The sequence below is a fragment of the Paenibacillus sp. TC-CSREp1 genome, assembly GCF_050171015.1.
Lineage (GTDB): Bacteria > Bacillota > Bacilli > Paenibacillales > Paenibacillaceae > Paenibacillus > Paenibacillus silvae.
This window is the reverse complement of sequence record NZ_JBNOKM010000004.1, coordinates 155,666-169,652: the sequence shown is the minus strand read 5'-3', so window position 1 is coordinate 169,652 and position 13,987 is coordinate 155,666. Positions and strand designations below refer to the sequence as shown.

Genomic DNA, 13,987 nt, shown 5'->3' with positions numbered 1-13,987 from the left:
GTTTAAAGACATGAAGTGCTGTTAAGCGATTATAAAGGAATATATCTTCAAACAGCCTGCTGCTGGACTTATTCCAGGGCAGGCTGTTCCTGTCTGTACCGGGAGGGGGACATACCGGACCACCGTTTGAATTGACGACTGAAATGGGCAATGTCTTTATAACCGAGCATCAGCGCAATATTTTGCACAGAGAGCTGGGGGTTGCCTAACAGAACTTTAGCCTCATGCAGCACCATCTGGGATAATACCGCTCGAGGAGACTGTCCAAACACCTGCTTGAATACCCGATTGCAATGTGAAGGACTGATCCCCAGTTCAGCCGCGATATCATCAATGCCATAGTGACTGTCGGATTCGTGTCCTTGCTTGAATTGCTGACTCATCAGACCTTGGAGCCGAGTACGGATCATGTGCGCCAGTTCAATTCGTTCGTATCCATCCGTAAACGTCTGTGCCGCTTCCTGGGACACGGTCTCCCACAGATGCCCGAACAGCTCGAATACCGCCGACTGCAGCTTCATACGCTGCACCATTGCGCTGGCAGACTGGTCATGAGCTGAGGACATGAGCTTGTGCAAGACAGGCTCGATCTGCCGGGTTACCGGGCTGTCTGCGCTGAACAAGACCTGTTTGATTCGGGCCAGAAGGGAGAGAAATAGCTGGTCATCAATGTCGAAATGCATGCAGAAGTAAGTAAAGCCCTGCCCGTTCCGGCTCTGACTGGAGTGCACGCTTCCCGGCGGGATCAGGAGCAGCTCGCCTGCATGTTGTACATATAACGTGCCGTTGATGGTCATGTACTGGACACCCTCTGTTACGTAGTTCAGCTCATACTGAGGGTGCTCATGCGCCGGATAGTCCCAATCTTTCCCGACACTCCGCAGGTGGATTGCGAACAGATTGACGGTTGTTTGCACATCTGGGTAAAAAACTTCATGCACATTTTCTCCTAGGTCGGGCGGTAAATAAGTGGAAGACATCTGAATTTCTCCTTATGTATGTTTCTTTTTATACCTGTATTTATTAAGGTAGCCATAAAGTCGAATGGGTGTAACCGCTTTATATTTTAACATACATCAGCTTGATTTGGGTAAATATCCGATTGATTTGATCATGGTATGCGTGGGCAGTGCGTGATAGGATGGGGCTAATGAAAACGTATGCATATCTATTCCGAGAGGGGTTACGGAGAATGAGTACAGCCAGATCTATTTTTTACAATGCGCATCACGCACCAATCGGGGCATTTGCCAGTTTCACGCTAGGTTACAAGGGAGCCAAAGGCGGATTGGGTCTTGAACTCGGCAAGCCGGCAGACCAGAATGTATATATTGGATTACAGGCTCGTGATGGAGAGCATTATCAGGCATTGCCTTTCTACGAGGCAAGCGAGGATGAGAGCAGCCGTTATGATGTGGAGAAGCTCGAGCACGGAAATCAGACAACAGATGGCTCAGGGGAGCACCCGCTGATCGCTGCGTTTCGGGATGAAGATATCACGCGTGAGTTTACTTCAGGGACAGATACGTGGAATGCGGGTGATCTGCAGTTCCGTATTTATTCACCTGTACGCTCTGTTCCAGACCCGACAAGCGGCGATCGTGAAGCTCTGATGGATGCGCTTGTGCCAGCGGTATTGGTAGAGCTGACCATCGACAACAGTCAAGGCACAAAGACGCGTAAAGGCTACTTCGGTTATCAAGGCAGTGATCCATATTCCGCGATGCGTTTGATTGGCGGACCTGAGGGCGGATCATTAACAGGGGTTGGACAAGGCCGCCTGACCGCAATTTTATCCAAAAATGAAGGCCTGTGGCCGGCACGCGGATTCACACTGGAGAAGATTCTGGAGGAGAAGCACCGGGATAATCTGGCTTTTGGTCTAGGGTCTACATCTGTACTGCTGATGGAGGTGCCGGCAGGTGAGAAGCGTACGTTCCAGTTCGCGGTATGTTTCTATCGCGGCGGAATTGTCACGACCGGCATGGACACAACGTATTGGTATACTCGTTATTTCTCAGACATTCTGGAGGCGGGTGAATACGCGCTGAATCGATTTGATGTGTTGACTGCATCCTGTGCCGAGGTGGATCAGCGCCTTGGAACGGCAGCGCTTAGTGAGGATCAATCCTTCATGCTGGCTCATTCCATTCACAGTTATTATGCCAGCACACAATTGCTGGAGGCCGATGGCGATCCGCTATGGATTGTCAATGAAGGGGAATACCGCATGATGAATACGCTGGATCTGACCGCAGACCAGCTGTATTTCGAGCTTGCTCTCAATCCTTGGACAGTGCGCAACGAGCTGGAATGGTTTGTGAAACGATACAGTTATACGGATGAGGTGCGTTTCCCGGGAGAGGAAAAACTGTATCCAGGCGGGATTACGTTTACGCATGACATCGGTATTGCCAATGTATTCTCTCGTCCGGGCCACTCGGCATACGAACTGGTCGGCATTGATGATTGCTTCTCACAGATGAGCCATGAAGAGCTGGTGAACTGGCTTTGCTGTGCAACGGTCTATATTGAGCAAACGAAAGATCGGGATTTTGTACAGAAGATGCTGCCAGTGATTCAGGAGTGCTTCGAAAGCATGCTTAACCGCGATCATCCTGAAGAAGCAGAGCGTAATGGCTTGATGGGTCTCGATAGCAGCCGTACGCAGGGTGGAGCAGAGATTACAACATACGACAGCCTGGATGTATCACTCGGACAATCTCGCAACAATATTTATCTTGCCGGCAAGTGCTGGGCCGTATATGTTGCCCTGGAGAAGCTGTTTGCGGCGGAGAAGTTGACTGGACTATCTCATCAGGCAGGCAAGCAGGCAGATCGATGTGCAGCAAGCGTGGCAGCTCAGTTGACCGATGGTGGTTATATCCCGGCTGTCATTGCAGAAAACAATGATTCCCGTATTATTCCGGCCATTGAAGGTCTGGTATTCCCGTACTTTACAGGCTGTGAAGCAGCACTGGATATTAACGGCCGATTCGGATCCTATATGAAGGCACTCCACACACATCTGCAGACGGTACTTGTTCCGGGAACATGTTTGTTTGAAGATGGAGGATGGAAGCTGTCTTCCACAAGCAACAACTCCTGGCTGAGCAAAATCTATCTGTCCCAATTTATTGCTCGTGAGATACTTGGCGTGGAATGGGATGAGTCCGGGAAAGCCGCAGACGCTGCTCATGTGAAGTGGCTGCTTCATCCGGAAGAGTCCTACTGGTGCTGGAGTGATCAGATTTTGTCCGGTGTTGCGGTGGGCAGCAAATACTATCCACGCGGCGTAACTTCCATACTGTGGCTTCTTGAAGGAAAAGGCAATCGTCTGGCAGAGATTTATGCAAGCAAGGAGGCTGTACTATGAGTCAAACTACTATTCAATCCGGTCTGTCCGGTCCACAATATGATGCCTGGCTAGGTTATCACGCTGCACTTCCAGGAGCGAAGGATACTGCACGAAAGGCAGCTCCTCTCTGGAGCAAGCGGGTTGAAGTGCAGGAGCAGCATGAAGTGATGGATACAGCACTTACTGAGCTCTCCCAAGGGCTCGGTAAGTTATATGGGGTCCAGCCCAAAATGATTAAATCTCAAACGCAGGGCTCACAGCAGAACGAACGTGGACCAGCTATCCGGTTGGGTACTTGGGCCGGGAGTGATTTCGCAGCGAACGTGCTTACCGATGCTGAGCGTGCCGCTGTACATGGTGAAGGGTTCATTATTCGGGAAGATGAGTCGCAACGTGAACTGGTGATTGGTTCAGAAACACCGCAAGGTATTTTGTATGCAGTCTTTCATTTGCTTCGCGAATTGACATTGAAGCAGGAAGGCGCCGAAGCTGGTGCAGCCGCTGTCGCTGTCGCGACGGAAAGTCAGCCTGAGCGGATTGTCATAACCGAGCAGCCTGTGAATTCGTTGCGAATGATCAATCAGTGGGATAACGTGGACGGCAGTATTGAGCGGGGATATGCCGGACGTTCTATTTTTTACGAGAACGGAGAATTTACACAAGATATAGGCCGCATACGAGACTATGCACGGCTGCTTGCTTCCACCGGTATTAATGCTGTAGCGATCAATAACGTCAATGTTCACAGGAAAGAGAGCTTGTTCCTCACCGAGCGGTATCTGGGTGATGTTGCAAAGGTCGCCGCTGCGTTCAGAGCATATGGCATTCGTTTATTTCTCAGTGCCAACTATGCGAGTCCGATTGAGGTGGGCGGGCTGCAAACCGCTGATCCGCTCGATGAGCAGGTGCGGGAATGGTGGAGCATCCAGACCGCGAAGGTATATGCTGCAATTCCTGATTTCGGCGGTTACCTGATCAAGGCCGACTCGGAAAATAGACCAGGGCCGTTCACTTATAATCGTGATCATGCTGACGGTGCCAACATGCTGGCTGATGCTCTTCGTCCATTTGGCGGGCTGGTCATCTGGCGCTGCTTTGTATACAACTGCAAGCAGGACTGGCGGGATCGTTCTACAGACCGGGCACGTGCCGCTTATGATCATTTCAAGCCGTTAGACGGTCGGTTTGCGGATAACGTTATTTTGCAGATCAAAAATGGACCGATGGATTTCCAGGTAAGGGAGGCCGTCTCACCTCTATTCGGAGCAATGGAAAACACAAACCAGATCATTGAGTTCCAGATCACGCAGGAATACACAGGGCAGCAGCGACATCTCGCGTTTCTTGTGCCTCAGTGGAAGGAAGTACTGGATTTCGACACGTATGCCAAGGGCAAGGGCTCCGAGATCAAACGCATTGCTGACGGCTCGCTTTATCAGCGTCCATATAGCGGGTTTGCCGCGGTATCCAATATTGGTGCTGATGCATGCTGGACCGGGCATCCGCTGGCTCAAGCCAATCTTTACGGCTATGGCAGACTGGGGTGGAATCCCGACCTGTCAGCAGAGCAGATTGCAGATGAATGGGTGCGTTTAACGTTCGGGCATGATGAGCAGGTTGTTGAGCGGATTACGGGCATGCTGTTATCCTCACTGGATATCTATGAAAATTATACGGCCCCTCTCGGGGTAGGCTGGATGGTGAATCCGGATCATCACTACGGGCCAAATGTGGACGGGTATGAGTATTCCAAGTGGGGAACGTATCACTTTGCCGATCGTTATGGAATTGGGGTTGATCGGACGGTGAAAAGTGGTACAGGATACACGTCACAATATCATCCCGAAAATGCGGCCAGATATGAATCATTGGAGACTTGTCCGGATGAGCTGATTCTCTTTTTCCATCATGTGCCATATACGCATGTGCTGCACTCCGGTAAAACGGTTATACAGCATATCTACGACACTCATTTCGAAGGGGTAGAGCAGGCAGAAGCACTGGCGGAAACCTGGAGAGAACTGGAGGGCAAGGTGGACCCGGTGATTTACAGCAAGGTGGCTGAGCTGCAGGCGGAACAGGCAGAGCATGCGAAGGAGTGGCGGGATATGATCAACACGTATTTCTATCGCAAGAGCGGTATTCAGGATGAGCATGCAAGAACGATCTATTAAAAGTGAATAGCACGCAGCGTTTTCTTTAATATAGAAAGACAGCACTGACATACACAAGGAGGAGAATGCGTATGACTCGACATGAATCCTATGAGCTACCCGGAACAATGAAAGCGGCAGTTATGACAAAGCCCGGACATATCATCATTGAGGAACAGCCTGTGCCCAGGCCCTCTGCGAACGAAGTGCTGGTGAAGGTCATGGCTGTAGGTGTCTGTGGATCGGATGTCCATTATTTTGAGCATGGCCGCATTGGCAGGTTTATTGTAGAAAAGCCGATTATTCTGGGGCATGAATGTGCAGGCATGATTGCGGCAGTTGGAGAGCACGTCTCCAGGCTGAAACCGGGGGATCGGGTTGCCATTGAGCCCGGAGTAACCTGCGGTCGATGTCATGCATGTAAAGAGGGACGTTACAATCTGTGCCCGGACGTTCAGTTTCTGGCTACCCCTCCGGTAGACGGTGCATTTGTACAGTACATGGTCATACGCGAGGATATGGTATTCCCGATCCCGGATCAGCTGACGTATGAGGAAGCGGCAATGAACGAGCCGTTCTCTGTGGGTATTCACGCGGCACGTCGAAGTAAACTGGCTCCAGGTACAACACTTGCCATTATGGGCATGGGTCCTGTCGGGCTGATGGCTGTAGCGGCTGCCAAATCCTTCGGTGTTCAGACGATTATCGTAACGGATCTGGAAGAGGTTCGCCTTGAGGCCGCACGCAGGATGGGAGCTACACACACCATAAATGTACGTCATGAAGATGCTCTGACCGTAATTAAGGAAATTACGGGAGGCATCGGGGTGGATACCGCCTGGGAGACGGCAGGCAATCCGAAGGCTTTACAGTCTGCTCTCTACTCGCTGCGAAGAGGTGGGAAGCTTGCCATTGTTGGTTTGCCCGCGCAGGATGAGATTGCAATCAATGTACCGTTTATAGCGGACAATGAAGTGGATATTTACGGCATATTTCGTTATGCCAATACGTATCCGGCGGGCATTGCTTTTTTAAGCTCGGGACAGCATGATGTCATGTCGTTGATTACGGATCGTTATCCGCTGGAAGAGACACAGCAGGCTATGGAGCGGGCGCTGTATAACAAGAGCGGAAGTCTGAAAGTTATGGTTTACCCGAATGGGATGTAAAAAGTAGGAAGGAGTCCTGTGCATAGAGATGTGCAGGGCTTTTCTTATCGGTTAGGCTCATTTTTTTGTTTTTTCTGCCTGAAAAGCATGGACAACCTGCCAGCACATGGTATAATTCATGATGATTTTAATATATAAATGAAAACACATGAACTATAGCATACACCCTGAAGGTGTTCAGAACTTAGCGAAAGGAACTGAAGGTTGTGAGAACACATGAATTTATGATTCACGCGGATTTCCATCGGGATGAGCTGTTGTCGGTATCTTCACAAGCGTCACGTTTTTCCTCAGAGATATTATTGTCGTATACGGAGGCAGATCACGAGCATCGCGTAGATGTGAAGAGTCTGCTTGGTATGGCACTGCTTCCACTTCGAAATGGCAGCATTGTCCGCCTGCAGACACGGGGAAGAGATGAATTGGAGGCGCTCGAGTACATGCTGCATGTACTGGAAAAAGGCTCGGCGTAATGTTGAATCAGATGGATCAACGCATGGATTATAAATTTTTTGTCTTTTCTGCAAATCTTGCTGGTACTTCGTGCGAAAAAAGAGTATAATAAAATTTAGTTTGATTCTAGGGAGTACCCATATTAAAGGAGTGTAAATAGATTATGCCAAAAGTTGACATCCATCCTAAAACACAGCTCGTAGTTTTCTACGACGCAAGTGCTGACTACAAATTCCTTGCTTCTTCGACTAAATTCTCGAATGAAACAATGGAATGGGAAGACGGTAACACATACCCTGTGATCCGTGTAGACACCAGCTCCGCATCCCACCCGTTCTTCACTGGTAAACAAAGAAACGTGGATATCGGCGGACGTGTTGACAAGTTCAACCGTAAATACAACCTCAAAAACTAGTTTACCCATAGATAACAAAGGAAACCCCGGAAGATTCATTCCGGGTTTTTTTTGTGTCTTCAGCAATTGTTCGATCAAGAAGAGATCAACCAATTATTGCGCTTTCAATCCTTTCAGTTGTAAACTAGAGCATAGAGTTCAAACATATGAAGGAGGAAACAGAGATGAGCAGAATAACACATATGGTGACATTTACACTTTATGCAGGCAAGGATACAGCGGAAGCTGAAACTTTTTTGAAGGAAAGTAAGGAAGCGCTTGCGGCTATACCGGGTGTTGAGGACTTTCAGGTGTTACGCCAGGTGAGCGCCAAGAATGAGTTTGACTACAGCTTTTCGATGGTTTTTGCAGATCAGGCAGCATATGACGCTTATAATGATCATCCGGTGCATCGTCAGTATGTTGCAGAGCGCTGGGAGAAGGAAGTTAGCCGCTTTCAGGAAATCGACCTGATTCAGCACAATGGTGCCTAAGAGCAGGGCGGCGAGGATGCGAAACTATTGTATTTTTATATTCATAATGATTTGAATGAATTGAAGAACAAGCTGACTTGTTTGGTGAAATGTATATAACAAAATGCACTTAACATGCAGACAATCGAAACCGTTTTCTACGCATAAGTTTGAATGCATAAATCACATTGCAGAAGGAGGTTATTTCAGAGATGCAGCTGAACCTTACGGGGAAAACGGCATTAGTTACCGGCGCAACCGGGCAATTGGGCAGAGTTATAGCACGTACTCTTGCTGCTTGCGGCGCAAATGTGGCTCTGCACTACATAAGCAACGAAGCCAAGGCTATGGAATTACAGCGCGAAATTGAAGTAATAGGCCGTCAGGCAGTAATTGTGCAAGGTGACATCACCAAACAGGAAACCTCTTTTCGGATACGGGATGAAATTGAGAGCAAGCTGAGCGGTGTTGATATCGTTGTTGCCAATGCGGTCATTCAGTATGAATGGACAAGTGTGCTGGAGCAAGCGCCTGAGGATTATGTGAGCCAGTTCGAATCCTGCGTGATGCAAAGTGTGTATCTGGCCAAAGCGTTTATCCCACACATGCAGCATATGAGAGCGGGTCGTTTCATCGGTATTAATACCGAATGTGCAATGCAAAATTTTGCGCACCAATCTGCTTATACGGCTGGCAAGCGCGGCATGGATGGGGTATATCGGGTATTAGCCAAGGAAGTCGGCGAATATCAGATTACGGTGAATCAGGTGGCCCCAGGCTGGACAATCAGTGAACGTGATCGGACCATTGAGTCTGGACATGATGAAGCTTACACTCGAACCGTACCGCTGAAACGCAGGGGAGAAGATCAGGAAATTGCCAATGCAGTTGCTTTTCTGGCGTCCGATCTAGCTTCTTTTATTACCGGGGCGTATATTCCTGTAAGCGGCGGCAATGTAATGCCAGCCATATAAATTGGACTCGCTTTGTTTGTGATGAATATCCGTTTGCCCAGTGGGCAGGCGGATTTTTTTATTTTTCAGAACTGATAAGAATGATTATTGTGTATGTTGGTGGTCTGTGTAAATTGGACTGTGCAAATCTACTACGAATATCTCTAGTCCAATTGATACATCGGTCTTTTTATATTTGAATTGACATATGAAGTTGATTCGCTCTTCAAAAATCCGGGGTATAAGAATAGGTATATTCACGGGATGGAAACCTATTCTAAACAACGGATTAAAGGAGTGACCACACACGATGAAAAAAACGATAGCTGATGTTCTTGTTGAAGCTTTATTAAACGCTGGTATTCACCGAATATACGGCATTGTTGGAGACTCGCTGAATGCGGTTCTCGATTCTATACGCAGGTCGGGCAAAATTGAATGGATTCATGTCCGGCATGAGGAAGTTGCTGCTTTTGCTGCTGGTGCGGATGCCCAGGTCAGTGGAAGCATTGCCGTATGTGCGGGCAGCAGCGGGCCGGGTAATATGCATTTGATTAACGGACTGTATGATTGCCACCGCAACCGTGTGCCGGTACTGGCTATTGCGGCTCATATTCCGAGTGACGAGATTGGCAGCGAGTATTTTCAGGCTACCCATCCAGAGTATCTTTTTCAGGAGTGCAGTCATTATTGTGAAGTCATTACAACCGCCAAGCAGATGCCACGATCGGTTACGATGGCGATGCAGACTGCAGTTGCGCGTTCGGGTGTATCTGTTATCGTGTTGCCGGGAGATGTTGCGGGACTAGCGGCCGCCGATCTTCCTGTTCCCGAGCATGTGTATCATGCGCCGCATCCTGTCGTGCATCCGTCAGAGCCGGAGCTCGCCAAGCTGGCAGAATATTTGAATGAGGATAAAAAAATTACACTTCTATGCGGAGCGGGCTGTGCTGGTGCACGTGAACCGCTGCTGGAGCTCTGTGAGCGCTTGAAAGCGCCTATGGTCATAGCACTCCGAGGCAAAGAATATCTGGAGTATGATAATCCGTATTCGGTCGGACTAACCGGACTGATTGGATACTCCTCAGGATATCATGCGATGATGGACTGTAATGTGCTGCTTATGCTGGGAACTGATTTTCCATATCGGCAATTCTATCCCGAGGATGCAATTGTGCTTCAGGTAGATATTCAAACCTCTCATCTCGGCCGTCGTACCAAACTGGATTATGGTGTGTGCGGGGATGTCAAGGCAACGCTCGAAGCGCTGCTCCCACATCTGACGGCCGAACATAGCGATAAACATCTGCGTAAAAGTGTGAAGCATTATACCAAGGTCCGTGAGGAGCTGGACGAGCTGGCTGTGGGTAAACCAGGCAAAAAACCGATTCATCCGCAGTATTTGACCAAAGTTATCAGTGATGCCGCTGCAGAGAATGCGATATTCACCTGTGATGTAGGTACTCCAACCGTATGGGCTGCACGTTATGTGGAGATGAGTCAGAACCGCAGATTGCTGGGCTCGTTCAATCATGGCACGATGGCAAACGCACTTCCACAGGCAATCGGTGCTCAGGTTGCTAATCCCGGAAGACAGGTCATTTCGTTGTCAGGAGACGGGGGATTAGCGATGTTAATGGGCGATCTGCTCACGCTGAAGCAGCATAACCTTCCAGTGAAGGTAGTGGTGTTTAACAATAGCGCACTCAGCTTTGTAGAGCTTGAGATGAAAGCCGCCGGTTTCCTGGAATCCGGTACGGAGCTTGTGAATCCAAACTTCGCAATGGTTGCACAGGCCATGGGCATGGAAGGAATACGCGTAGAAGATCCGGGGGAACTGGAAGGAGCGATCGAACGTGCGCTGCAGCATGATGGTCCGGTTCTGATTGACGCCGTTGTTAATCGTCAGGAGCTGTCCCTGCCGCCAAAAATCAATCTTAAACAGGCCGAAGGATTCACATTATGGATGATGAAGGCTGTTCTCAATGGGCGCGGGGATGAATTGATCGAGCTTGCCAAAACGAATCTGCTTCGATGAGGCAGTTGTCATGTGCATTAGGTTTGGAAGCAAGTTCAGAGCTTAAGTTTGTTTTAAAACATATTTTTGATTAGAATAGGTACAGTCAGGAGGAAGAATCTTCCTTCCTGATTCCTACATAGTTGATCCAAGTGATCCGGGGAAGGTATAAGCACAGTTAGAAATGACACATAATTTGGAGGAGATCATCATGAGTCACACAGGAAAAGTTGCGATCATCACAGGAGCAGGTAGCGGGTTAGGTCAGGCAGCAGCGCTGAAATTGGCTGAACAGGGTGCTTCCATCGTTGTTGTGGATCTGGTAGAGAAGACGGGACTTGAAACGGTGAAGCAGATTGAACAGCTGGGAAGTAAGGCGATTTTTGTTCAGGCTGATGTGAGTAAAGCTGCTGAAGTAGAGAATTATGTGAAAAAAACGATCGAAGCGTTCGGTCGAATTGATATTTTCTTCAACAATGCAGGCATCGCTGGCCCCGGCATCAAATTAATTGAACATACGATTGAGCAATTTGACCAAATTATTGATATCAATTTGAGAAGTGTATTTTATGGATTAAAATATGTCATTACAGAAATGCTCAAAACGGGGGGCGGCTCCATCGTTAACACCGCTTCTACAGCGGGCATTGTAGGTGTTCCGGCAGTGGCTCCGTACGCTGCGACCAAACACGGTGTTGTTGGCTTGACACGTACAGCGGCAATTGAATATGGCAAGGAAAACATCCGCGTTAATGCCATTGCTCCAGGTACCATTGAGACACCAATGGTCGTTCAATTCGGTAAAGATAATCCGGAGGTTTTCCAGGCTACGGTAGATAGCATTCCATCTGGACGTCTGGGCAAGCCGGAAGAAATCGCTAATCTGGTATCCTTCCTGCTTGGAGACGATGCACCATACATTAACGGCGCTGTATATGCAATTGATGGTGCTGTTACTGCTCAATAAAACGATAGCTTTATTTTGATATAGGACTTGAGAAAAAAGGAACCATGCGGATCAACCACACAGTTCCTTTTTTCGTTGAATAGGAGACATGACTTCTGTAATAGAGCATACCTACTGAGTTACGATACTAGATTGGATATCGAAGCTTCTCTTTATCACGACATTTCGTCCAGTTGACGATCTTCTTCAATTTCTAGAGGCTGCCGTTACTTGATTTCTTCGCCTACCTGTCCAGTGCTTCTACGTAATCTTTCGCTTCTTTCAAAGAAAGGTTTCGGGCTTCGCGCAGTCGCTTGATCGCTTGAATTTTGTTGCCGCGACGCAGCATGTCCAAAAGCTCCCGATCCAGATCAAGATCCTGCGAACCGTGGTCACTTGTATTCATGGTATGGATTGTACTCACTGCATTCATCGAATCTTCTTTAACAGGCTTAGAAAAGGGAGAAGTGTTATGGACTGAAGAAGAGCTGTTCATAGTAAAAGAATTTCCCACGCCGGGTGTGCTGTTCTGAAGGCGTTCCACTTCGGATTTCAAGTCATCGACCTGACGCTGCAAACTGCTCATTTTTGACCACAGAATCGGAATCATTAGCAGGAAAACAACCATCAAGAAGCCGCTCATATCAGTTGTACCGGGATCTCTTTGACGCCACGAACGACCATGCCCGGTCTCCATTCCAGTGTGTCGACATCCGCTTGAAGCCTCATGTTTGGAAAACGATGTAACAATGTGCTTACAGCAATTTCTCCTTCAAGACGTGCCAGCGGCGCACCGAGACAGAGATGAATGCCTTTGCCAAAGGCGAGATGAGCACTTTTCTCACGAGTAATGTCGAACACATTCGGGTCCTTGAACTGCTGTTCATCCCGGTTCGCTGAATCCAGCGCAACAATTACAAGATCACCTTTAGCGATGTGTTGCCCTCGAAATTCGATATCCTCTGTAGCCCATCGGGATGTACTGAATTCGACAGGTCCATTGTATCGCAGCATTTCTTCAACCGCCTGATGGATAAGCTCGGGCTGCTTTATTAACAAATCCCGTTGTTCGGGGTGCTCCAGCAGGGCCAGAATACCGTTTCCAATTAGATTGACGGTGGTCTCATGTCCAGCAATAATGAGCAGCGACACAACGCCGAGCAGTTCTTTTTCGCTTAACTGGTCTCCCGATTCCTCGGCAATGACGAGCTGGCTGATCAGATCCTGTCCAGGGTCTTTGCGCACTTTGGCGAACCAGGCCGTGAGATACTCGGTAAATTCCTGAATGTGTTGGTGCAGCAACTCTGTATTCTTCATCGTAGAGGCTTCAATAAAGGTGTTGGACCACATGCGGAACTTGTCCCGATCCTTCAATGGCACTCCAAGTATCTCACTTATAACAATAATGGGCAGCGGGAAAGCGAAGTCATCAATCAGATTCATCGTTTCTTGTGAAGGCAGATTGTCCAGGAGATCACTAGCGATGTCCTGAATATGGCTTCTCATGCCTGCGACAAGTTGAGGTGTGAAAGCCTTCTGCACAAGTCCTCGCAAGCGACGATGATCGGGCGGATCAGAAAACAGCATCGTGCTGGAGAAAATGCTTTGGCGATCTGCTCCGTAACGTTTGACCATATCTTTGCTAAACCGTGAATCCTTTAACACCTGAACGGCGTCCTCATATCGGGAAATGATCCAGCCAAATTCGCCATGGGGAAACATGACTTTGAAGACAGGCTCATCTTTTCTTAATTTTTCATAGACCGGATAAGGGTTGTTTGTGAATGCAGCTGTGAACAAATGGGAGTTTGTGTTCTTACGGTTTTGATTGGACGCATGCTTCTCATCGTTTTGATGAATCTCATTGGTTTCATTCGGATTCAAATGCACAATCTCCTCTCCTGTGGTGTTAGAGCCTATTGCTCTGTATGTATTCCATACGTAAAGCATCGAAACCTTGTTGCATAACGACAAATATCCAAAAAGATGCAGGAATATCGTACATAGCTCCAGAAAACAACAATTTAAGTAAGAAATGAGCTTGCACATTTAGCAAATTTGGAAAAGAGGA

At 48.3% G+C, this 13,987-nt stretch carries 12 protein-coding genes; 9 read left to right on the top strand and 3 right to left on the bottom strand.

The window, feature by feature from the left end:
• Window positions 1-68 precede the first annotated feature (68 nt).
• The gene (locus ACQSGY_RS07340) at window positions 69-980 is read right to left on the bottom strand and encodes a helix-turn-helix domain-containing protein (protein WP_216514364.1); all 912 of its coding nucleotides are present in this window, start codon (window positions 978-980) and stop codon (window positions 69-71) included.
• 212 nt (window positions 981-1,192) lie between these two features.
• On the opposite strand from ACQSGY_RS07340, the gene ACQSGY_RS07335 reads away from it, so the two are divergent.
• The 9 genes from ACQSGY_RS07335 to ACQSGY_RS07295 all read left to right on the top strand — a co-directional run bounded on the left by ACQSGY_RS07335 (window position 1,193) and on the right by ACQSGY_RS07295 (window position 11,937).
• A complete protein-coding gene (locus ACQSGY_RS07335; protein ID WP_427051337.1) occupies window positions 1,193-3,376 on the top strand; it encodes a glycoside hydrolase family 52 protein in 2,184 nt (727 codons plus the stop codon).
• Complete coding sequence (locus ACQSGY_RS07330; protein ID WP_427051336.1) at window positions 3,373-5,532, top strand: alpha-glucuronidase family glycosyl hydrolase; 2,160 nt, start codon at window positions 3,373-3,375, stop codon at window positions 5,530-5,532. Before ACQSGY_RS07335 ends, ACQSGY_RS07330 begins: the two co-directional genes overlap by 4 nt.
• 71 nt (window positions 5,533-5,603) lie before the next feature.
• Window positions 5,604-6,680: an NAD(P)-dependent alcohol dehydrogenase gene (locus ACQSGY_RS07325; RefSeq protein ID WP_427051335.1), complete on the top strand. Its 1,077-nt coding sequence runs from the start codon at window positions 5,604-5,606 to the stop codon at window positions 6,678-6,680.
• A 206-nt stretch (window positions 6,681-6,886) separates the two neighbouring features.
• Window positions 6,887-7,153, top strand: a complete 267-nt coding sequence (locus ACQSGY_RS07320; RefSeq protein WP_240636690.1) for an HPr family phosphocarrier protein — start codon at window positions 6,887-6,889, stop codon at window positions 7,151-7,153.
• Window positions 7,154-7,296: 143 nt separating this feature from the next.
• Entirely contained in the window at window positions 7,297-7,548 is a 252-nt protein-coding gene (locus tag ACQSGY_RS07315) for a type B 50S ribosomal protein L31 (protein ID WP_111270833.1), read from the top strand.
• 164 nt (window positions 7,549-7,712) lie between these two features.
• Window positions 7,713-8,021 (top strand): Dabb family protein, encoded by a 309-nt coding sequence (locus ACQSGY_RS07310; protein ID WP_188591856.1) that lies wholly within the window; start codon window positions 7,713-7,715, stop codon window positions 8,019-8,021.
• Between the two features lie 191 nt (window positions 8,022-8,212).
• Window positions 8,213-8,974, top strand: coding sequence for an SDR family NAD(P)-dependent oxidoreductase (locus tag ACQSGY_RS07305; RefSeq protein ID WP_427051334.1), 762 nt, complete (start codon window positions 8,213-8,215; stop codon window positions 8,972-8,974).
• Window positions 8,975-9,263: 289 nt separating this feature from the next.
• On the top strand, window positions 9,264-10,991 hold the full coding sequence (poxB, locus tag ACQSGY_RS07300; protein ID WP_427051333.1) for a ubiquinone-dependent pyruvate dehydrogenase: 1,728 nt from the start codon (window positions 9,264-9,266) through the stop codon (window positions 10,989-10,991).
• A 190-nt stretch (window positions 10,992-11,181) separates the two neighbouring features.
• Window positions 11,182-11,937: an SDR family NAD(P)-dependent oxidoreductase gene (locus ACQSGY_RS07295; RefSeq protein WP_427051332.1), complete on the top strand. Its 756-nt coding sequence runs from the start codon at window positions 11,182-11,184 to the stop codon at window positions 11,935-11,937.
• Between the two features lie 223 nt (window positions 11,938-12,160).
• Here the strand turns inward: ACQSGY_RS07295 and ACQSGY_RS07290 are convergent, their stop codons facing one another.
• Together ACQSGY_RS07290 and ACQSGY_RS07285 are read right to left on the bottom strand one after the other, a co-directional pair.
• A complete protein-coding gene (locus ACQSGY_RS07290; protein ID WP_427051331.1) occupies window positions 12,161-12,322 on the bottom strand; it encodes a ribosomal protein L7/L12 in 162 nt (53 codons plus the stop codon).
• 233 nt (window positions 12,323-12,555) lie between these two features.
• Window positions 12,556-13,800, bottom strand: coding sequence for a cytochrome P450 family protein (locus ACQSGY_RS07285; protein ID WP_427051330.1), 1,245 nt, complete (start codon window positions 13,798-13,800; stop codon window positions 12,556-12,558).
• Window positions 13,801-13,987: the final 187 nt, after the last annotated feature.